The sequence below is a fragment of the Martelella radicis genome (genome assembly GCF_014196625.1).
Classification (GTDB): domain Bacteria; phylum Pseudomonadota; class Alphaproteobacteria; order Rhizobiales; family Rhizobiaceae; genus Martelella; species Martelella radicis.
This window is the reverse complement of record NZ_JACIDZ010000008.1, coordinates 132,752-153,492: the sequence shown is the minus strand read 5'-3', so window position 1 is coordinate 153,492 and position 20,741 is coordinate 132,752. Positions and strand designations below refer to the sequence as shown.

The following is a 20,741-nucleotide window of genomic DNA, read 5'->3' as shown; positions in this document are numbered from 1 at the left end:
ATTGCACGAAGGAAAATGCCTTCAACAGCAAAAAATCGCCCTAAATAATTAGCCATAATGAATCTTCCAAGGCCCTTGAGATTCCTAGGCTTTCGGCTGATTTTGCTGTTTTTGCTTATTTTTATGGTTTTGTGACGATGCCAACCTAAGGGTTGATGTTTCCGGCAGAGTTATTTACTTAGGAAGCCTAACTAATTGAAACGAGGTCATACGATGTCCCGGAATGTTGCCAAGCCCCGATCCAGCATGCCCCGCCTGCGCAAGCCCACTGCAGCGGACGGGGCCCAGATCTGGTCGCTCGTGAAGAGCTGCAAACCGCTCGATGAAAACTCGATGTACTGCAATCTCATTCAGGCGGAACATTTTTCCGACACCTGCGTGGTCGCCGAACTCGACGGCGAGATCGTCGGCTGGATTTCCGGCCACCTCATTCCCGCCAAGCAGGAATTGTTCGTCTGGCAGGTCGCCGTCGGCGAAAAGGCGCGCGGCCTTGGTCTCGGCAAGAAGATGTTGTTCGAACTGATCGAACGCGATGTCTGCGACGACATCACCCATCTGAAGACGACCATTACCGAGGACAACGACGCCTCCTGGGGCCTGTTCAAGAGCTTCACGCGCGCGCTTGGCGGCGAGCTGACCGACGAGCCGCATTACGAGCGCGACACCCATTTCGACGGGCATCACGATACCGAGCATATGGTGACCATCACCGTGCCGGAGCCCCGCGCGCTGGCGAACGCCGCCTGAGCCAAAAGCCCGAACCCTATTCCCGAAAAATCGCTTCAAGCGAAAGGACGACTCATGCCTATGGACATGATCAAGAATGATGTTTTCAAGCGCCGCGAAAGCGCCGCGCGCTCCTATTGCCGCAGCATGCCGGCCACCTTCACCCGTGCCAGCGGCTCGGAAATCTTCGACAAGGACGGCAATCGCTGGATCGATTTCCTCGCCGGCTGTTCCTCGCTGAACTATGGCCATAACGACGCCGACATGAAGGAAGCGCTGATCGAGCACATTTCCTCTGACGGCATTGCCCAGGGTCTCGACCTGCACACCGATGCCAAGAGCGATTTCCTCAAGGCGATGGAGACCCACATCCTGAAGCCGCGCGGCATGGACCACAAGGTGATGTTCACCGGCCCGACCGGCGCCAATGCCGTCGAGGCGGCGATGAAGATCGCCCGCAAGTCGACCGGCCGCACCAACATCATCGCCTTTACCAACGGTTTTCACGGCGTGACCATGGGCGCGCTGGCAGCGACCGGCAACGGCTATCATCGCGGCGGCGCTTCGATGGATACCTCCGGCGTCACCCGCCTTCCCTATGACGATTATGCCGACGGCGTCGACAGTGCGGCGCTTCTGGAGCAGATGCTTGCCGACCCGTCCAGCGGCGTCGACGAGCCGGCCGCGATCATGTTCGAGACCGTGCAGGGCGAAGGCGGGCTCAATGCCGCCTCTCCCGAGTGGATCCGTCGCATGGCCGAGATTGCCCGCAACCACGGCGCCCTGCTGATCATCGACGACATTCAGGCCGGCTCCGGTCGCACCGGTCATTTCTTCTCGTTCGAGGAAATGGGCGTGACGCCGGATATCATCACCATGGCAAAATCAGTTTCCGGCTTCGGCCTGCCGATGGCCCTGGTTCTGGTCCGCCCCGAACATGATGTCTTCGGCCCGGCCGAGCATAACGGCACGTTCCGCGGCAACACCCACGCCTTTGTCACCGCCCGCGTCGCCATCGAAAAATTCTGGACCAATGATTCCTTCCAGAAGGAACTGGCCGACAAGAGCACGATGCTGACCGGCGCGCTGACGCGCATTGCCGCCGAAATTCCCGGCGCGACGCTCAAAGGTCGCGGCCTGATGCAGGGCGTTGATGTCGGCACCGGCGAGCTGGCGGAAGAAATCTGCGCCCGCGCCTTCGACAAGGGCCTCATCATCGAGACTTCCGGTAACGAGGATCAGGTGGTCAAGGTGCTGGCACCGCTCACCACCTCGGAAGAAACCTTCGCCGAAGGCTTTGACATTCTTATCGAGGCCGTCCGCGAGACGATGGCCGCCAAGACCCAGATTGCAGCGGAGTAATTCGGAATGATTGTACGCGACTTGAACGAAATCATGAAAAACGAGCAGGACCGCGTGGTCGCCGACGCCAAATGGCGTTCGATCCGCATGCTGCTCGCCGGCGATGGCATGGGTTTCTCCTTCCACATCACCATTCTGGAAGCCGGCTCCGAGCACACGTTCGAATACAAGCACCATTTCGAAAGCGTCTACTGCATCAGCGGCAAGGGCTCGATCACCGATATCGCCACCGGCGAAACGCATCAGATCAAGCCCGGCGTGATGTATGCGCTGAACGAGCATGATCGCCACATCCTGCGCTCCGAGGAGGAGCTGGTGATGGCCTGCTGCTTCAATCCCCCGGTCACCGGCACGGAAGTGCACCGGGAAGACGGATCCTATGCCCCGGCGGAGGAAAACGCCTGAACCCATGGCCCATACAGTCGAAAAGATTGGCGGGACATCCATGTCCCGCATCAATGAGCTTCGCGACACGCTGATCATCGGCGGTCGCAAGACGTCAGAGCTTTACGGACGGATCTTCGTGGTCTCCGCCTTTGGCGGCATCACCAACCTTCTGCTGGAGCACAAGAAGTCCGGTGAAAACGGCGTCTACGCCGCTTTCGTCAACAACCAGAGCCACCATGGCTGGCACGACGCGCTGGACCGCGTCGCCGACGCCATGAAGGAAGCGCATTTCAAGGTGCTGGACAATCCGGCCGATATCGAGCGCGCCGATGCCTTCGTGCAGGAGCGCATTCTGGGCGCCCGCAACTGCCTGATCGATCTGCAGCGCCTGTGCTCCTACGGCCACTTCCGCCTGTCGGAGCATATGAGCCAGATCCGCGAACTGCTGTCGGGCCTCGGCGAGGCGCATTCGGCCTTCGCCACGACGCTGCTGTTGAAGCGCGCCGGCGTGAATGCCCGTTTCGTCGATCTTTCCGGCTGGCATGACGAGGGTGATCTGTCACTTGATAACCGCATCCGCCAGGGGATCGACGGCATCGACCTCAAAAGCGAGATGCCGATCGTCACCGGCTATGCGCAGTGCATCGAAGGGCTGATGAGCGAGTTCGACCGCGGCTATTCCGAGGTGACCTTTTCGCGCCTTGCCGCCCTTTCCGGCGCCAGCGAAGCGATCATTCACAAGGAATTCCACCTGTCGTCGGCCGATCCGGCGCTTGTGGGCGCCGATGCCGTGCGCAAGCTCGGCCGCACCAATTACGATGTCGCCGACCAGCTTTCCAATCTCGGCATGGAGGCGATCCATCCGAAGGCGGCGAAGACGCTGCGCCGGGCCGCCGTGCCGCTGCGCGTCACCAATGCCTTCGAGCCGGGGGATCCGGGCACGCTGATCGACGACCGGCCGGCGGACAAGCCGGGCGTCGAGATCGTCACCGGCCTGGAACTCTACGCGCTGGAACTGTTCGAGCAGGACATGGTCGGCGTGAAGGGCTATGACGCGGCGATCCTCGAGGTGCTGACGCGCCACAAGGTGCGCATCGTCTCGAAGGTCTCCAACGCCAACACGATCACCCATTATGTCGACAGCTCGCTCAAGGTGCTGCGCCGGGTGGAGAAGGATCTTTCCGAGCGCTGCCCGTCGGCGGAAGTCACGTCGAGGGCGATCGCCATGGCCTCGGTCGTCGGCCGCGATCTGAACGGGCTTTCGGTGCTGACGCGCGGCCTGCAGGCCATTGCCGCCGCCGGCCACGAGGCGATCGGCGCCAGCCAGGGTCCGCGCAATGTCGACGTCCAGTTCATCGTCGACCGCGACGCGCTGGACCCGGTCATCATCGCGCTGCACCGCGCGCTGGCCGAGCCGGAACGGCCCGCCCTTTCAAAGGCGGCATGATTGCCGGCAGGCAAGTCAACATGACGGAGAGGGGTGAAGGCCGGTCAGCACATGACCGGCCTTTCTTTTTCAGCGCGCCGCGCAGATGGTGGCGCGGCTGTTCGACCAGCACCCGCCCTTGCCCAGTTGAAAATCGTCGCCCAGCCAGCCCTGGGCATGGGTCGCGCCCGGCTCGCCGTTCCAGTGGCCCGAGGCAAAGCCGTTTCCGTCGGGACTGAGTTCGGCAAAATAGTCCGGCATGTCATTCACGCGGTTGGTGTTGATCCAGAGCCTTCCGGACCCGTCATTTTCCATCCAGATTGGGCAGTCGCCGCGCCGGTCGATGTAGGTCATGCCGTCGACGATCAGCCTGCAGCTTCCCTGAATGACGCTGGGCTCCCTTGTCGGCGGGGAGGCGGGCGGAGGCGCCGGCTGCGTCGCCGTCTGGCGGGCGGCGGCTTGGCGACCGCTGGCGCAATCGAGCATCATGTCGAGCGCGGCGGCGGAACCCGAAAGCGAATATCCCGGCCCGTCCGGCTCGAAATTGAGGTTCAGCCGGCTGCCGCGCTTGACGGCCGCGATGAAATCCTGGCCAACTGTGGCCGTGACGGCATCGGAAACCTGTTCGAAATGCGTGCGGAAGCCTCGCCCGTCGACAAGGACATTGTGCATGCCGTCCGCACGGCTGAAATCCGAAACCAGACGATACTGCCCGTCGGAAAACTCGAACCGGATCATCCGGCCGAAATACTCCTGTTTCGAATTGTCGATCAGTTCGGCGTAGCAGACGCCGGGGATCAACCGCTCGACCATCCAGGTCTGGCCGCCCGCTGCCACCTTCGCGGCAAACGCGTCCGGGTTGTTCTGCGCCGGGCGCGGGTTTGACGGCGCGCTGCACTGCTCGGCAAGGTCGGCGATATGCCGTCCGGCGCCGGTCACCGTCTCCTTCGTGTTGCGCATGCACCATGAGAAATGCATGTCCTTGTTCTCATGCAGACCCCGGCCGAAATCGAGGCAATCCGGGTTCTGCGTGATCGCCTTATGGGCAATGGCGACCGAAAACGCGGAATACCAATCGCAGAAATTTTCATCAGTCGGCTCGTCGGCGAAAGCCGGAGATATCCCCGCTGCCGAGAGAACCATCAATGCGCACCCGAAAACATGACCTATTGCTTTCATTATTGCCGGGCCCCCTGCCCCCTTCGAATAGTCACCGAAAGAGCTTGCCAGAAAGCCGGGCGCCCTGACAGCGCAAACATGAACTTGACGAAGGATTTATTTGTCCCGGAACAACCGGGCGGCAGCGATGGTATCGGCCTCACCGGGCTTCGTCGACCGGGACAACGGGTATGGAAATGTCGGCGATCAGCCCGAAATGATTAGAGCCGATACTGTCCTTCATGCGGGAAAGAGCCGTGATATGGGCTGGCGGCCGCACCAGAATATGGTCGATGGGCAAACCGATCGAGGGCGCACTGACCGGCCATGTTCGTGGCTCGCGGGCATGGGATCGCAACCCGACCTCCTGCATGAAAGCCTGAACTGTGGGAGAGAGCAGCGAGGAGTTGAAGTCTCCCCCCAGGATCATGGGCCCCTCAGCATCCTTAAGGATATGAGCCGCCCTCGTGAGTTCGATCTGTTGCTCGGCATCAAAATAGGGTTTCACCAGATGCATGGCGACCAGAAAGACATGCCCCCCGCCAAACGTGATCCGCGTCCGTATGAAACGGTTGGGAGACATCTTGCCCAGCGAGAATATCCCCACATCCTCCAGAGGATGTTTCGAAAGAACGATCAGGTCGCCGCGTTGCACGTCGCCGCTGCACCCGGCGCAATAAGGGTAGGCCTCCGAGAGTTCGTCCAGATGCGCCCAAATGGGACTGGATTCCAACGCGTAGACAACATCGCCATCCTGATCTTCAAGCCACTGCGCTATGGCATCTCCGTTTCGATTATGGCCCAGCATATTGAACTCGATGAGTTTCAGCGTGGTATAGCGCTGATCCTGCTTGAGCTGTGGCTGAACCACTCCATAGTGAAGGGCCCCGACCCAGATGGCGAGCAGAACGCTCGCAGCCAGAGGGAGCAAGGACCACCGATTTTTCACAAGCCCGAACAGCGCAAGCGAAAGAATAAGTGCCGCAACGGTGATATGCATCCGCATGCCGCCGACAAAAGCGAACAGCCACAAATTTGACAATGAGGGCAGTAAACCCAGAAAAATCGTCAGAACAGCGCAAATGGCAACCAAAGACCTGAGAAAGCCCAAGCTGAAACCCTGTGAATGTAAAGATCAAAAATATGGATGAGCTTTAGCACCCTGCTCCCACGGTGACAACGGGCGGAGGCCGATGCGCCGGGAATGCCGGAAGATAGAGCAGAACCGGCGTTGTCCCGCTGAACCGGCGTCAATGCCTCAAGAACAGCTTCCGTTTGCCACCGGGCCCAACCTGCGTCTCAATCGAAAACTGAACCAAGCAACGGTTCTGTTTTTCTCACTCATCCATTGCGAAAGGACTTCAAGTCTGTCGACACGTTCGAGCAGGCGAGCATTTGCACGGCAACATCCCGGTGACGGTCTCGGGCGGAACTCCGCATCGCAAGAGGAAGTGAAGGCAACCGCACGCGGCAACGCTCACTTGTCATAGTAGCCGCTTGCGCTATAGGCGTAGTAGGAGCCGTAGCTGTCGCCATAGCCGTAGCGTTTCATGCCTGAAGCGCTGATCTGGTTGAGGACCAACCCGTCAACCTTCGCATTCACGGATTCAATCATATCCAGCGCCTCAAAGAGCTGCGACCGGCTCGTCTGGTTCCACTTTACAACCATGACAACCCTGTCGACCTGTTTTGCCACGATACGGCTGTCCGGAACGATGAGGAGCGGCGGCGTATCGATAATGATGTGGTCGTAGCGTGACCGCAGCTCTGTCAGAAGGTTATTGAAGTTCTGGGAAGATACAACATCGGCGGCATTGGCCGTCGTCTTGCCACTGCCCAGAATATCAAAGCCGAACTCGTCGCTGCGCTGTATCACATCATCGAGGCTTGCTGTGCCGCCCAGAACCGACATCAAGCCTTTCTCCTGGTCGAGGTCAAAATACTCTCCCAGTGCACGCCGTCTGATATCCCCCTCCATGACGAGGACCCTTTTTGAAAGGCCGGTCATATTCAGGGCAAGCGTAAGTGAAATCGAGGTTTTTCCTTCGCCGGGCAGCGCCGAGGTGACCATGATGATCTGAGGATCCGTATCCACATTCGACAACAGGATCGAAGTCCTCAAATTGCGGATCGCTTCGGCTGCGGCCGACGTCCCATGTTCATTGAAGTAGGATAGGAACTTCCGGCGACGGTTGACGGAAATGAGCGGAACCTGCCCCAGAACCTGTTCGCCTGTCGCCTGCTCCAGTTCCGGCGCCGTGTGAAAGACCCGTTTGCGGCTTTCCCTCAGCAAGGTAACCGCAACGCCCAGTCCCAGTCCCATAGCCAGATAAATCACGAGAATGAACGACTTACGCGGCTCGATCGGACCGCCTGGCACGACCGCCTCGGCGATGATGCGGCTGTCGGGCTTTTGAATGCCCTGCTGCGCCGATGTCTCCTTCAGGCGGCCAAGGAAATACTGGTAGAGCAAGCGGTTTGCTTCAGCTTCGCGGGTGAGCTGCTGAAGCTGGATGAGTTCCTGTCCCTGACGCTCGATCTGATCGCTGAGCCGCGTCTCAGAGTTCTGGAGCGCGGTGAGGTTGCTGCTCTGGCGGGCCTGGTTCGCCTGCGCATCGGTAACGATATCGCTGTAGATCCTGTCGAATTCGGCAGCATCGGCGGCGTTGAAGGAGGCGGTCGCGGAAAGCTCCTCAAGTCGCGCATTACCGGAGACCGCGGCCTTTCCGCTGTAGCTTTCTGCATTTTGCAGCAGCGCCAGACGCGCCGATGCGTCCCGCGCTTCGGCGCGGGTCGTTTCAAGCCGGTCGCGCACCGAACTCAACTGCCGCTGCAGTCCGGCGAGAACCTCCGGCGTGATCATGGGATTGGCCGACTGAAACTCGCTGACTCTTATCTCGGATTGCTCGAGATCCTGCTGAAGCTGGCCGACCTGGTCTGTCAACCAGACAATGGCTTCCTTCATGCTGTCGCGTTTGACATCAATCTGATCCTGAACATATTGCCGCGCGATCGTATCGGCGATCATGGCGGCCTTCTGAGGGCTTTCCGAAGTGACCGTGATATTGAAAACAGATGTCGTCGGCAGGTTGCGGACATTCAGGTGTGCGCGTAGTGCGCTGATGACGGAATCACGAATAGCCCGCTCGACTACCTCCTCGTCGGGCGGCGCGGCGCTGCTCGGCTGTTCCGAGGAAAACCAGGACATGATGGCAGACTTGATGCGCACCTTCAGCGAAGGCTCGCGAAGACGGCCATTGAATTCGGGATCTTCTACCAAGTTGAGCTGGTCAACGACGTCGCCAAGCAACACGCGGGATTGTATGACCTGGATTTCCGAACCCATGGCGTTCGAGTCGTTGCTCAATTCGCCGATGACCGAAGGCAGGTCCACGATCTGCGATGTCTGGTTGTTGCGCATCACCTGAGCGGTCGCGCTGTAGATCGGTGTAGCCACATTGTAGGCGTAGTAGGCGCCCGCCAACATGGCGACCAGGCCGAAGGCAAGGATGATGAACTTGTCCCGCCACAGCGCCCTCAAAAAACGAAGGTCGATAACAGCCTCGTCACTATCGCGGGAATGAGCTGCACTCTCGGCATGCGAATGATGTTCCGTTGGCATAGGCTGAATGGGACCTTTTGTTTTTCTCCGCCGGAATGTATCGGCTCCGAAATGGCGGAATGCATATCCAGATGAATGTCTTAAATGCGAAATTTATAAAAAAAACAATGACGCGTCGTGTCAATAAACAATCATGTCACGTGAGGTTGAGGCCCGTCATCTCCTCAAGCTTTTTCAGCTTTCCTTCATTGTCGGCAATGCCGCCAAGCGCCCGGTCAAATTCCAACGCTTTGGCGCCCACAAGAAACCGATACCAGAAGCCCTGCAAAAAGTGATAGATTAACCCCTCTTTTCCGTCAAGGAACCCGAGCTGAATGAAATAGCGGTATAGAAAATAGCCAAGGGGGCCGCACCAGAACGGCAGCCGATTGTAGATATCTTCCTTGATGAAGCGTTTGATTCCGGCCTGCCTGGAACCGTCGTCGCGGCCGAGTTCCTCGCGTGCGAAAAGCCCGTAGCGCTGGTTCAGAACGTCCACGGCCTCACGGGTGGCATATTTGTTGTGCTTCTCGGTAAAGAACGTCAGATCGTTGAGGTTGTGATCCGAAAAAGCGTGTTTGAAGGTAACGGTCTGACCGCCCCAGACAATGATATGCTCATCCATCCAGCGGTTTTCGATGCGACCATGCCCTCGCCGCCAGATCCGCGTGAGAACCAGAGGATATCGCCCTCCGTGCCGGATGAACCGATCCAGAAAAATGTGCCGGCGCTTCAGGTTGACTGCGACCGTCTCGGGACCAAGCCCGGGGAGCCTTGTGTTGATCTCTTCGACAAGCGCGGCATCGAAGACCTCGTCGGCATCCATGCGCATGATCCAGTCCGCCGTGATCGGCGCGTTGTCCAGACCCCACTGGAACTGGCGCGCGTAGTTGATCCATGGATTGGTGAGAACGACAGCGCCGTTGGCGCGCGCTATTTCCGCCGTCCGGTCGGTCGAAAACGCATCGATGACGAAGACTTCCTTCGCGATCGCGCGGATGCTTTCAAGCGCGCGCGCGATGTGCCTTTCCTCGTTGAACGTCAGGATGACGACGGCAATATTCTTCGGACTTTCTTCAGCGATCAAGTTGATCCTCGCTCAGTGTTCGATCCTTGAGAACCCGTGCAGGGTTTCCTCCAACCACCTTCCACGGCTCGATATCCCGCACCACGACCGACCGGGCGCCCACGACAGACCCCTCCCCGATGGTCACTCCGGGGCCGACAAAGGCTTCAGCCGCGACCCAGGCATGATCACAGATCGTGATCGGCCGGGAGAAAAGGCGCCGAGCCTTGGTTTTGATCTCATGCGAAGCGGTGCAGATAAACGCCCGCTGACTGACGGTCGTGTAGTCGCCCATCTTCAAGGGGCCGATCGTATAGCAGTCGACGCCCTCGGCCAGGCAGGCGTAGTTCCCCATTTCGAGGTTCCATGGCGCCCAGACAAAACAGTCCGGCGCAACGCGGCTCCCTTTTCCAATTCGAGCCCCGAACCGTCTGAGCAGAAACAACCGCCAACGATCGAAGACGATGAAGCGGGGCGTCGGCCTGAACAGAAACAGATAGACGACACGCCAGATCAGCCGGCGCAAGCGCAAGCGAAATGACATTTCGTCAACGTAAAGACGCTTGACCTTTTCGGCCATCGTTCATCAAGCTCCCTGTTATCTAGAATTCTTCAACAATCTCGTTTTCAAGGACGATGCGCCCGTCGATCAACTCTTCCATCTGCCGGATGAAGCGAACCATCTCGTCAGTGCCCTGACCGCGATTGACGAGGCAATTGAATGTCTTGTCGGAGAATGGCTGCAAATCATAGTGCAGCGGAAAACGCTTCAAGATCACGTCATTCAGCCATTTGCGGTTGATCGGCGACTCCCGCCTGAAAATCTTCACCTTGTAGTTGAAAAGATAATACACCGCGGAAACGAACTTGAAGTAGCGGTCCTCCTCCCCCAGAACGCGATAGGGCGAGCCGGAGAAGATGCTTCCCAGGTTGGGGTACATGAAATCCTGATATTTGTGCCTCTTGGCATGATAGACTTCCATCTTCCCGAATATCTTCTGAGCGTCGCCGTGCGGCAATTCGAATGTAACGTCGCAAACAAACGCGCCGGATGCTTCACGCCGCAAAACCGATGAACGATGCGTGAGCTGCAATTCCGCGAGCGTGAAGAACCGCAGCGTTCCATCGGGCATCGCGAGCTGCGCGCCCACAAGATGGTCCTTGAGCTCATCGCCATAGGCGCCGGCATTCATGAACAGGCCGCCGCCAAGCGTTCCGGGAATCCCTTCAAACGCCTCAAAACCCGTGAGGCCATGAAACAGCGCCGCACGGGAAAGGTCGGGCACCATCACGCCGCCTTCGGCAACAATCTTGCCTGTCGCGCTGTCGACCGAGAGGTCCGCCATATTGGTGGACGAGACCAGGACGGGATAGTCAACCTGATCCAGAAACAGCAAATTCGACGTGTTGCCGATGATCTTGTAGGCAATGCCATGGCTCGTCAGAAATGCAAGCAGGCCGGCTGCCTGCTCGGCGGTCGAGGGCTTGGCGATCAGTTGAGCCCTGCCGCCGGTGCGAAGATAGGTCATTCGGGAAAGGTCGACGTCCTGGTCGAATGCGATCCCCAAATCCGTGCAGTGGCTGACGACTTCTGCGGCAATGCCATCTGAAAGAAAGGCCATAATCGGGCTCCGGCTAAAACTATTAAGAAATGTGTTCCAATTGCATGTTCAGGAAGTCCCGACCCGTCTTCTGCATGGCCTGGAGCCTTTCAGAGGTCTTTGCCCAATCAATCGGCTCGCCTATTCGGCGCCGCGCTGTTGCCACGTCGCCGGCCTCGACGAACCTGTCGGTGAGCTCCAGCTTCTGCAGAAGGTCCTTGGCGCGTTCGTTCAGGCCGCCTTTGACGCCAGGCAGACCAACGACGAGAAATGGCTTTTGCAGCAATATGCTCAGAACGGTGCCGTGAAATGAATTGGTGACAGAAAACTCTGAATTATTGATCAAGGAAACCCAGCCCGCCGGTGAGGGATAGACCGTCTCACCGATCTCCCGCCAGCGGCGATGTACATTGTAGGGCGACACGATCGGCGCGCCGACGGCCCGCGAAACCTCTTCCGTGACTTCACGGATCCCGTCTCCCGAACGCAACGCGTAGCAGAATACATGGCCATCGCGCACCGGTTCCGCGCGCTCCACCAGGCTCGAGAAATCGCCAAGCAAGATCGCGGGATCGGGCACGCACATGGCCTCGCGCCCGGTTATCGAGCGCAGGATGGATACACCGCTCTGCTCACGAACCGAAAGCCCGTCGACGGTGCTTATGTAGGTCTTGACGTCCTCATTATAGGCGGCAGCGAGCGTCGCCCGACCGAAACTGGGCGCATAGGTCACCCTACGGGCCTTCACCTCCGGCCGGAAGGCAAGGAAGTAGACAGGGTCCAGCCCCTTCTGATCGGACGGATTCCATATCTGGTCGCTGCCCGTGATCAGCATGTCGAACCGTCCTTCGGGGCTCGTCAGAAACGCCTCGACCTCTTCCTTCGTCTCCAGCCGCGGCCCGGTGACGCCGAGCACATCGCGGTGAAACGCCGCGAACAGCTCCGCCTGCTGCCTGTTGCCCAGATATTTGCGCTGCAGCCGCGAAAGCTTCAGATAGGCGATCTTGAGGTTGGATCGGAAACGGGACGGGTCGAGAAGGCCGGCAAAGTCCCCCCCCTCTTCCACGTAGCGAGGATGATAATTGACGAATTCCGCCTCGTGCCCTTGCTGGATCAGCCATTGACGCGTGCCATAAGCCTGCATCAACGCACCGAAATTTTCTGAAAAATGATAAGTGAATATTCCGATGCGTTTTGCCATCAGCAAACCTTTTCACCCTCTTCAGCAGGATCAGGTCATTGCTCTCGAAGAGCAATGATTGTCCTTATGACATAAATAATACATAAATTTAAAATATCTGAACTAAATTCAATTTAGATATTTTTCCGTCCAATTGATCTTCGAAACAATATTTTTTTCAATCATGGAGTTCAGCTTTTTCTCATCAAAGCATAACTGTTTGAATGATTCCTCGAGAACATCGAAATCCGACTCAAGCGCAATCGTGTTCAACATGTATCTTGTATAAGATTTTTCCAGATATATTGACTTTTCTCTCTGACCGAACTTCTGCTTTACCTTGTCCGGGTTTGGAAGGTCGTAGTGCAGGACATAGCCCCGGTAAAGACTCACAGGTTTCCTGGTATATTCCTGCCATTTGTGAACGCCGAAAATGAATTGTTCCGCCTCGGAGAGCCTGATGGCTGATTTGTAGCTTCTGTATCCAAGAAAATAGCCGATCGGAGCGACCCGTCCAGAAGCAGGGTGACGCAATCGACGTGACGCAAGCCCCCTGAAGCGGATCATGTAAAACCAGTACCGGGTCCATTCGGTGATTTTGGGTGATCGGAATATCCGCGTGACGGCAGCGGCCAGATATCGGCAAATCTCTTCGGAAACCGGAAAACGATTGAGGAAATAGACTCCTTCCCGGAAGGGATCCCGCACATCGTTCCGGTCAACGACAAGTTCGAGATTCCTCAGGATAACCTGGTCATATTTCCGGTCCACGGATCGAAAGAAGGCTTCCGCAGGCATTTCCTTCCCGTCTTGCCCGACCGGGTAGAATATCTCATCGGCATCAATACAAAGCAGCCAATCGAAACCCTGTTCCCTCGCCTTGACCGCCGCCAGCCAGGTGTTGAACTGCTTCCTCACATCCATGTTGGTGTCGAAATGTGACTTGATGCGCTCGAACCATTCCGGGACAGCGACATCAAGGCTGAGTTCGTCCGGCGGCAGGGTTTCGAAGCACTCCACGCCTTCGAGCCCTTGAACTATTTCCCGGGAGCCATCGGTCGTACCATCGAAGAAAACGAAAACCTTCGATGCTCCCATCGCCATGTGGGCCGCGATGGCATCAAGGATCGTATCCTCTTCATTCCTGATCGTATAGGTAACACAAAACGTGCACAAATCTGTATTTTCAGGCATATTTGAATCCAATTGCCAGACAATATCGGATTGTATTTCGTTCAAATTTTATTTTTTAAAATCAAGTATGTTCAAAAGGTCCGTCGCGGCCTGATGAACCGAGAAATTTGCTTCATAACATAAACGTGCGGACTCATACAGGCGGCGAGCAGCCTCATCCGGCAACGACAAGAAACGGCGAAGCATATCCTCTGTAGCATCTACGGTGTCGGTTGCACAGAGCCCCGCGCCGGCGTCCATTATCTCCCGCCAGATGTTGACCTGCGTCGAGATCAACACCGGCGTGCCTGCAGAAAGCGCTTCCGCCACGACAATCCCGAAATTCTCCTGATGAGACGGCAAGACAAAAGCCCGCGCGTCTTTGAAAGCGGCAGCTTTGACCGCGCCCGCAAGAGAGCCTGGCCAGTGAATGCGATCGGCGATATTCAGCCTTTCGGCCAGCTCCTGAAGGTCTTGCTGCCAACCTACCTGATCCGGTCCGGCGATGACGAGATCCAGCTTTTCATCAATGCCGGCAGTCCGCGCAAAGGCCTCGATCAATTGATCACAGGCCTTTTTGGGATGAATGCGGCTAAGAAAGAGCAGATAGTCCCGCCCTTCAAGCGCAGGAAGCGCGGCTTTGAAGGCCGTGCGTCCGTCTTCAATCTCTTGCTGGCCGATCAACTGGTCTTCGGCACAGAATGCCACGACCTGAGCTCGGTAGTCCTGGTGGCCCCGGAAAGCGGACGCAGCCAGCTTCTGCTCCTCGGCACAGGTGAACAGGACCGCGCGAGCATCTGTGAACATGCGTCCCTGCCAGGCTGTCCAATAGAGCTGCTTCGCCAGGTGCGTGACCGGCTTCGCCTTGCGAAAATAGCGGTCAAGCATCCCGTGCGGAAAAACAACCCAAGGCAGTTTGGCTCTCGTGAGAGCAGGGTAACCGCTGACGCTGGCGGAATGCCAGAGCCCATGAACTACGGCGGCGTCAGCGTTCGCCGCTTCTTCCAGGACAGCCTGCGAAAATGCGGGTACGGGAGCGCCAAAGCGGTTCTTTGGCCCGCACGCACGGACCTTGAACGCAAAGGATGAGACCCACTGCGCATCGGGCAAATCAAGCGTGACAAATACGCTTTCGTGTCCCCATTTCCTGTGTTGCTCAGCCATGACGCGAGCATATTCGATAGGGCCGCCGCCGGCAGGATCAACCGAAGCTATGAGGTGGATGATTTTCACGGAGGCCTCCGTTGCCCAATCACTGCTGTTCAAATGCCAGCGTGCGAACGCTTTCGACAAAATTCTTGACGTCGCCACGATCGGAGGCAGAGAACGCCGCTATCGCAAAATCATTCCAAAGTTCCTGATGGTCACTGAGCTGGACGAGAAACCAGGCCAAACCGGCAGGATTGTCAGGCTCAACGACGAAACCATTGACGCCGCTTCGAACCAGGGAATCCCGTGCGCCGCAACGATCCGATACGACCGCAGGCACGCCCATCGCCAGCGCCTCCACGACGACCAGCCCAAATTGCTCTTCGGTACTGGGCAATATCAGTGCAAGGCTGGAAGACAGAACCCTTGCGATGGCCTCCGTTTGAACGAAACCCCGAAACTCGACATCTTCGCTTATGCCGAGTTCCAACGCCTCGCGACGAAGATCGTCCTCGAGCGGACCCGAGCCGCAGATCACCAGCTTGCGCCTGATGCGCGCCTTTTCGCAGTAGGCGGCAAAGGCCTTCAAAGCCATGGATATGTTCTTTTTCGGAACAAGCCGCGCAATGATGGTGAAATGCCGTGCGTCGAACGGAACGCCGCCCGGAGCGGGCTCGGCTCCCGAAAGGGTCCGAATCCGCTCTGTGGACAGGGTGTCATATGCCGGAACGATCCGCTCCTCCTTGAGGCCGAGGAAACGCAGATAGTCGGCTGCACGCCCTTCGCAGGAGATGCCGCCCCGGTAGGGCGCCAGGAATATCCGCTTGATGAACTCATTCCAGAAAAAACGTTTCTTGTCGTCAAACTTCGAGTCGATAAGCGTGTAGATTTTCACGCCCGTCATTCTCAGGAAGAGCGAAAACAGAAATATGTCGATCCAGTCATAATGGCAGACAAACCATGTTGAGCGCGGCTGCTTGAGCCAGAACTTCAACATGCGCCCGAGCCTGGCGGGCGCCGATGGCCTTGGCTTGTCATCGCCGACCGAAGGAAAAAGCGTGACCTTTTGGAAGCCGGCCCCTTTTTCCGGGTCCCAGTCATAGGTCGAGCTCCGGCCGAGCAATTCAAGCCCGACGATCTTGGCCCTGTCGCCTAAGGACTCAGTCACCGCCTGACAGCGATCGGCGTGGGTCGGGCCGAAATTATCCCAAAGAAAAACAAGGTTGCGTGATCTATCCATACCCAAAAATCATTCTGACAGGTTAACGTCCCAACATGTCGGCCATGCGGATAATGGTCCGACGCGGCTGACAAAGGCGGTCAAGGCACTTCGTCGCCAGCCGGCGCGGCTCGGAACGCTGAGGTGCGGGCCCGCCAAAATAGATCTGTTCCATTCGCCGCATATCGCCCTGGAACTGTCCAAGGAGACGCTTGCTTCCGCTGATGCTGTCGGGGTGAATGACGAATGCCCCGATATAGCCGTTGAATTTGCAGATTTTCATCCCTGCACGGTCCATGTCGAACAGGATTTCGCCATCCCAACAGGTCTTGTTGGCGGCATTGAACCCGCCGATTTTCCGGAAGCTTTCAGCCTTGTAGAAGGTCGCCTGCTGAAGCATTTCAGTGCGTCCGGTCACATAGCGCAATGCCGAAAACGGCGACGAGATGATCCGCCTCGTCACTTTGCCATGGGCGTCTGTCATGACGCCATCGCCATAAACGCAATCGGCATCCGGATGCCGTTCGATCGCCCGGCGCGCGAGTTCCAGGCCATCTTCGAGCAGAAAGTCGTCTGCATTGATATAGAAGAACCAGTCGCCGGTTGCGCGCTCAAAGCCCTTGTTCAATCCATCGGCCGGGCCATCATCCTTTTCACGGACAATAGTCAGTCTTGGATCAGAAAGCGCTTCATATTCTTCGAGTATCAGCGGTGTCTCGTCGGTCGAGCCGGGGTCAATAATGATATACTCAATATCCTTGAATGGCTGCCCTAATATGCTTTCAATACAACGGCGCAAAAAAGCCCCTTGATTGAACGCATTCGTTACAATGGAAAACTTCATGACTAGCCTTAATATCTATTTTTTGGTTTATTTTTCGGTCTAATATTATTCTCAATAAGTATACAAGCAATCACGATATAGATCGGCGTAAAGACCCGCTGGGTCAGACCGAACGGTGAGAACATGATATCCCATATCGTCATCATCAATGGCAAGAGCTCCAAGGGACCACAGGGCCTGTAGCCGAACATGCCAGCGAAAACACCACGCAGAACCAGTGTCATTATATAGGCCCAGAACAGCCCGCCAAAGACACCATGGTTCACAAAGGCACTGAAAAAATACGAATGCGTTGGGATGCGGTCATCCGAAGTGACCGACGGCAGTTCCCATTGAATTTTCTCGCCCTTCTGCTCGAGCATCTGGAGATACTGCAGCCGAAGCTCGCCATCTCTCGCGTAGGAACCGAAGCCGAACAGCGGCTTTTGGGTGACGGCTTCTATCGCGACCAGCGATTCACTGCGCCCTCCAAGAAGAATGCCGAGGTTCTTCTGAGTCTGCTGAATGTATTTGTCCCTGACCTCGTCAGAGAAATACCCGCTCATCACCGCATTTCCGTAGATGCTCTCGGCAAGCGGCAAGGTGCTTAGGCCGATGGCGAGGAGAACGAGGCCCATTGCATTCCGACGTATCGGACTCAGCCCCTTGACGCCGATCATCGCCGAGAAACCAGCAAGAAATGTCATGAGAAAGAGCGAGCGGGCGTTCAAGATCAGGTGAACCAGGCTGAACCCCATGGTGAAGATGCCCTGAGCCTTGCGTGTTCGCAAACGCGACTGAAGCATGACCAGAAGGAGAATGGTCACGGCAACCCCATTTCCGAATTTCCAAGCGATGCCGATAAGGCCATCGGCTCCGAAAGCGGAAACGCCCAATACATTTTTCAGGAGCAAGGCCAGCGCCACGCCCACAAGCGCCGCGACATATCTCTCACGATGTCCGTTTACCAGGACGAAGAAAACATAAGCATAACCCGTTAACGTCCAGAAAGCTGCCTGCCACCGCATGATATCCGAAATGCTTGTTTGCGCGCGAATATCGGAAATAATTGATGCCAGAAACCAGAAGCCAAGAAAGACCAGTATTTTATTAAAATACTTCTGGTTCAGATTGAAATACCCGCCATTCACCAGGATAAATGGCACGAGAAAAAACAACAAAATATCTGATGCAAGAAGCGTCCCGATGACCGGAAGACGAATCAAAGTGAGCATGGGTATCGCAAAACACATGATGGTTTCAAAACGAACCCACGCCCTGTCCACTCTGATGGTCAGCGGCCTATCTGCGACCCGCCCTGCTCTGCGGTTTATCAAAATACCTTCCTTTGTATTAAAAGAAGTAATGACTTGGCTTCGAAGATCGGCGGTTTCGCGATACTCACCAGGTAGTAGCCAACAGAAAAATCGAGCAGCGACGAGGTCGTGATTATCGTCAGAACGCACATCGCCAAGTTTGGAATTATGACAGCGACCGCCATACCTGCAAGCCCCCAGTGCGGCCCCAGCAAAAACGCGGAAGCGACACCGACGGCGCTGAACGCCGCGAAGCCCCACACCAGGGGCCGATGTTTGTTTGATCCCAGCCTGACTGTCGCCGCGATCCGCCAGATCCCCTCCAATACCGACGCCAGAAGGAGCAGAAGAAAAACGGAGGATTCAAAGGCGATCCGCCCATGGGTCCAGTATCTGAAGATAGCGCCGCCGAACAGCACCAGGCCGATCGCGGCGATCAGGGACATCCAAAAGGTAACGCGTGACAGACGGATCAGCAGTTCGCGCAGGGCCGGGACATCTTCGTTCCGCTGCATAAGCCCTGCCTCCGCGCGTAGCGGCTGAACGAACATCTGCAAGGCCGTCGTGGCGGTTCTCGTAAGCGTTCGGTGCGTGCCGAATATTGCAACGGCGGCAGTGCCGAGAATCGCTCCCGTCGCCACCGTCATTCCTTGCATAGAGAAGGAGTAGGCCAATGGCATAAGCATATATTCAAGGCCGATCAGCAGAAGCGGCCAGAGCTTTTCGCTGCGACCCGAAACCATCCAAAATGTTGGAGCCAGATCAACACGCTTGAGCAGGAGCGCGCAAGCGGCATACTCGAGGATCGCGAAAAACAGGTTCTGAATGGCGACTTCTGCCGGCCCGCTGGCGAAGAAATAGACCTGAATGAAAGTGGCGAGTATTCGCAAATAGGCGCCGCCCGCACGTATCATCAAACCGATATGAAATAATTTCCGAACCCTTAGTCCCGCCAGCAAAGCGTTGGTATTCATCGAAACCATCGAGCTGGACAAAAGCGCAACGAAGGCAATTCTCATCTGCTCGGGCGAAAGAAGAGAAAGGTTAAACCAGTCGTGCAGCGGAAGAAGGAAAACCGCGATGATAAACACGCCGAGAATACCGGACGACCAGACAGTCGCCAGGGACGTATACTCACGGAAGAAAACCCTGACCGAGGTCTCGTCTTCCTGAGAAGCACGGCGCGCCAACTCGTTCGAGCCAGCCTGCAGGAAGCCTAAATCGGACATTGCGAAATAAATCGGAACAGCGCTTATAAGGAGCCATTCCCCGTATAGGTCGACAGACCAAACGGCCAGAAGGATTGGCACCAGAAGAAGCTGCTCAAACGTCCTGGCAACAAGCGACATTGCCGATGCGCCGCTGCCCTTCAGAATACGGCCGGAAACAGCTCTCATATTTTTCTATTCCACGCGGTTTTTCAACGAAACAGGCTCAAATATTCCATCGATCTGAGCTTCCTGTCCGATTAGATTGCAATGCCCGCAAAAGCGGAAAGGCTAGCCGATCTACAGTCCGGCTGCTTTCGCAAACTCTTCTTTGATCCACCTGACCATGTCATTGTGAAACGGTTCGAGAGCGCCCGGCGGCAATCGCATGAAGCCGTTCTCATGAATGACGGGAACGCGCTCGAAAAGCTTGAAGCGATCGTCAATCGCCTCAACGCGAACCGGCTTTCCGAAGGAAACCCCCGCAACGCCCGCATGAACCCGATCGGTCAGCACGCCATCGCAGTGCTTGTATATCGCGAGGAAGTTTGTCGGGTTGTAACTGATATAACTGTTCTTTTTGGAAAATATCAGCTGCGGAAACGGCGAGAACGCGTGTACCGGCCTGACGATATTCCATCGACCCACCTTCTCGGGCGATGGCCGGCTATGCTCGAAGAAGCGCATTACACGCCAGTTTCTCTGATTGAGCTGCTTTGGCCAATCGAGATCGATGCCGGAGGAAACCAGATCCGTTGCGTCCTCCGATACGTTTACGAAATTGGGCTCATAGCCGCGATAGTAGCTTGCACAGATATAGGGCCCACCGAGAGACATTTCGGGCAGATGCGGAATTTCATTGACGAAGAAGGCAAAGCAAATCCCGTCCAACTCGCACGGCGCAATACCCTCAAGCTTTTCAAAGCTGGGATGATCCCGCGTGTGGACAGCTACGGGAGGGTTCTCTTCGAGAAATGTCCGGATTTCCTTCATCAAGGACATATCGGTCGTGGCATGAATCGACATCAGGCTATATGTCTTGCCACGCCGGAGTATATCCTTGATCAAGGGACCATAAAGCTTAAGAAAATTGCCGCCAATGATCGGACCGGAAAATACATAGTGATCCGCATCAACCAGAAAACGGCTATCAAACACGTTTTTTACATATTTTCCCGGCCGAAAAGCGCGTTCCGACGGGCCATCGAAGCTGACCACGTTACAATGCGGCAGGTTCAAATGAAGTTGATTGAGGATCGAGTTTTGATAGAACGCATCCCCAATATTATTCCAGGTCGAACTCTCTACAGCTATCGTCTTAGTCACATCCATAACAAACCACACAA

General features: G+C 56.5%; 18 protein-coding genes. 4 read left to right on the top strand and 14 right to left on the bottom strand.

The features are described 5' to 3' along the window. Nucleotides 1-213: 213 nt before the first annotated feature. From ectA to GGR30_RS13065, 4 genes are read left to right on the top strand one after another with little or no spacing between them, the layout of a single operon-like run. Nucleotides 214-747 carry a diaminobutyrate acetyltransferase gene (gene ectA, locus GGR30_RS13080; RefSeq protein WP_183486963.1) on the top strand — a complete coding sequence of 178 codons (534 nt, stop codon included), beginning with the start codon at nt 214-216 and terminating at the stop codon, nt 745-747. 54 nt (nt 748-801) lie between these two features. Further along, nucleotides 802-2,088 carry a diaminobutyrate--2-oxoglutarate transaminase gene (gene ectB, locus GGR30_RS13075; protein WP_183486962.1) on the top strand — a complete coding sequence of 429 codons (1,287 nt, stop codon included), beginning with the start codon at nt 802-804 and terminating at the stop codon, nt 2,086-2,088. A 6-nt stretch (nt 2,089-2,094) separates the two neighbouring features. Further along, nucleotides 2,095-2,493 carry an ectoine synthase gene (locus GGR30_RS13070; protein WP_183486960.1) on the top strand — a complete coding sequence of 133 codons (399 nt, stop codon included), beginning with the start codon at nt 2,095-2,097 and terminating at the stop codon, nt 2,491-2,493. 4 nt (nt 2,494-2,497) lie between these two features. Continuing rightward, nucleotides 2,498-3,922 (top strand): aspartate kinase, encoded by a 1,425-nt coding sequence (locus GGR30_RS13065; protein ID WP_183486959.1) that lies wholly within the window; start codon nt 2,498-2,500, stop codon nt 3,920-3,922. A gap of 69 nt (nt 3,923-3,991) precedes the next feature. Here GGR30_RS13065 and GGR30_RS13060 read toward each other — a convergent pair whose 3' ends face one another. The 14 genes from GGR30_RS13060 to GGR30_RS12995 form a co-directional block, all read right to left on the bottom strand. Next, nucleotides 3,992-5,044 (bottom strand): DUF1176 domain-containing protein, encoded by a 1,053-nt coding sequence (locus GGR30_RS13060; protein WP_183486958.1) that lies wholly within the window; start codon nt 5,042-5,044, stop codon nt 3,992-3,994. A gap of 175 nt (nt 5,045-5,219) precedes the next feature. Continuing rightward, a complete protein-coding gene (locus GGR30_RS13055; protein ID WP_183486957.1) occupies nt 5,220-6,170 on the bottom strand; it encodes an endonuclease/exonuclease/phosphatase family protein in 951 nt (316 codons plus the stop codon). A gap of 366 nt (nt 6,171-6,536) precedes the next feature. Continuing rightward, complete coding sequence (locus GGR30_RS13050; protein ID WP_183486956.1) at nt 6,537-8,681, bottom strand: GumC family protein; 2,145 nt, start codon at nt 8,679-8,681, stop codon at nt 6,537-6,539. Between the two features lie 136 nt (nt 8,682-8,817). Continuing rightward, a complete protein-coding gene (locus GGR30_RS13045) occupies nt 8,818-9,747 on the bottom strand; it encodes a glycosyltransferase family 2 protein (protein WP_210288041.1) in 930 nt (309 codons plus the stop codon). Beyond that, the gene (locus GGR30_RS23590; protein ID WP_183486955.1) at nt 9,737-10,306 is read right to left on the bottom strand and encodes an LbetaH domain-containing protein; all 570 of its coding nucleotides are present in this window, start codon (nt 10,304-10,306) and stop codon (nt 9,737-9,739) included. The genes GGR30_RS13045 and GGR30_RS23590 overlap by 11 nt, the downstream gene beginning before the upstream one ends. 22 nt (nt 10,307-10,328) lie before the next feature. Further along, on the bottom strand, nt 10,329-11,348 hold the full coding sequence (locus tag GGR30_RS13035; protein WP_183486954.1) for an FAD-binding protein: 1,020 nt from the start codon (nt 11,346-11,348) through the stop codon (nt 10,329-10,331). A gap of 22 nt (nt 11,349-11,370) precedes the next feature. Continuing rightward, complete coding sequence (locus GGR30_RS13030) at nt 11,371-12,528, bottom strand: polysaccharide pyruvyl transferase family protein (protein ID WP_281378125.1); 1,158 nt, start codon at nt 12,526-12,528, stop codon at nt 11,371-11,373. Nucleotides 12,529-12,636: 108 nt separating this feature from the next. Beyond that, nucleotides 12,637-13,701 carry a glycosyltransferase family 2 protein gene (locus GGR30_RS13025; protein ID WP_183486950.1) on the bottom strand — a complete coding sequence of 355 codons (1,065 nt, stop codon included), beginning with the start codon at nt 13,699-13,701 and terminating at the stop codon, nt 12,637-12,639. A 48-nt stretch (nt 13,702-13,749) separates the two neighbouring features. Then, the gene (locus GGR30_RS13020; protein WP_183486948.1) at nt 13,750-14,913 is read right to left on the bottom strand and encodes a glycosyltransferase; all 1,164 of its coding nucleotides are present in this window, start codon (nt 14,911-14,913) and stop codon (nt 13,750-13,752) included. Between the two features lie 19 nt (nt 14,914-14,932). After that, nucleotides 14,933-16,069 (bottom strand): glycosyltransferase, encoded by a 1,137-nt coding sequence (locus GGR30_RS13015; RefSeq protein ID WP_183486946.1) that lies wholly within the window; start codon nt 16,067-16,069, stop codon nt 14,933-14,935. 22 nt (nt 16,070-16,091) lie between these two features. After that, entirely contained in the window at nt 16,092-16,892 is an 801-nt protein-coding gene (locus GGR30_RS13010; RefSeq protein ID WP_183486944.1) for a glycosyltransferase family 2 protein, read from the bottom strand. A gap of 8 nt (nt 16,893-16,900) precedes the next feature. Beyond that, nucleotides 16,901-18,208 carry a hypothetical protein gene (locus GGR30_RS13005; RefSeq protein WP_183486942.1) on the bottom strand — a complete coding sequence of 436 codons (1,308 nt, stop codon included), beginning with the start codon at nt 18,206-18,208 and terminating at the stop codon, nt 16,901-16,903. Then, nucleotides 18,205-19,584, bottom strand: coding sequence for a lipopolysaccharide biosynthesis protein (locus GGR30_RS13000; RefSeq protein ID WP_183486940.1), 1,380 nt, complete (start codon nt 19,582-19,584; stop codon nt 18,205-18,207). The genes GGR30_RS13005 and GGR30_RS13000 overlap by 4 nt, the downstream gene beginning before the upstream one ends. 111 nt (nt 19,585-19,695) lie before the next feature. Beyond that, a complete protein-coding gene (locus GGR30_RS12995) occupies nt 19,696-20,727 on the bottom strand; it encodes a polysaccharide pyruvyl transferase family protein (RefSeq protein ID WP_183486938.1) in 1,032 nt (343 codons plus the stop codon). Nucleotides 20,728-20,741 lie beyond the last annotated feature (14 nt).

Bases quoted from the DNA above. Each gene is read 5' to 3' on its own strand.
- ectA (WP_183486963.1), top strand. From the start codon at position 214: ATGTCCCGGAATGTTGCCAAGCCCCGATCCAGCATGCCCCGCCTGCGC.
- GGR30_RS23590 (WP_183486955.1), bottom strand. From the start codon at position 10,306: ATGGCCGAAAAGGTCAAGCGTCTTTACGTTGACGAAATGTCATTTCGC.
- GGR30_RS13025 (WP_183486950.1), bottom strand. From the start codon at position 13,701: ATGCCTGAAAATACAGATTTGTGCACGTTTTGTGTTACCTATACGATC.
- ectB (WP_183486962.1), top strand. From the start codon at position 802: ATGCCTATGGACATGATCAAGAATGATGTTTTCAAGCGCCGCGAAAGC.
- GGR30_RS13030 (WP_281378125.1), bottom strand. From the start codon at position 12,528: ATGGCAAAACGCATCGGAATATTCACTTATCATTTTTCAGAAAATTTC.
- GGR30_RS13060 (WP_183486958.1), bottom strand. From the start codon at position 5,044: ATGGTTCTCTCGGCAGCGGGGATATCTCCGGCTTTCGCCGACGAGCCG.
- GGR30_RS13065 (WP_183486959.1), top strand. From the start codon at position 2,498: ATGGCCCATACAGTCGAAAAGATTGGCGGGACATCCATGTCCCGCATC.
- GGR30_RS13000 (WP_183486940.1), bottom strand. From the start codon at position 19,584: ATGAGAGCTGTTTCCGGCCGTATTCTGAAGGGCAGCGGCGCATCGGCA.
- GGR30_RS13070 (WP_183486960.1), top strand. From the start codon at position 2,095: ATGATTGTACGCGACTTGAACGAAATCATGAAAAACGAGCAGGACCGC.
- GGR30_RS12995 (WP_183486938.1), bottom strand. From the start codon at position 20,727: ATGGATGTGACTAAGACGATAGCTGTAGAGAGTTCGACCTGGAATAAT.
- GGR30_RS13035 (WP_183486954.1), bottom strand. From the start codon at position 11,348: ATGGCCTTTCTTTCAGATGGCATTGCCGCAGAAGTCGTCAGCCACTGC.
- GGR30_RS13050 (WP_183486956.1), bottom strand. From the start codon at position 8,681: ATGCCAACGGAACATCATTCGCATGCCGAGAGTGCAGCTCATTCCCGC.
- GGR30_RS13010 (WP_183486944.1), bottom strand. From the start codon at position 16,892: ATGAAGTTTTCCATTGTAACGAATGCGTTCAATCAAGGGGCTTTTTTG.
- GGR30_RS13015 (WP_183486946.1), bottom strand. From the start codon at position 16,069: ATGGATAGATCACGCAACCTTGTTTTTCTTTGGGATAATTTCGGCCCG.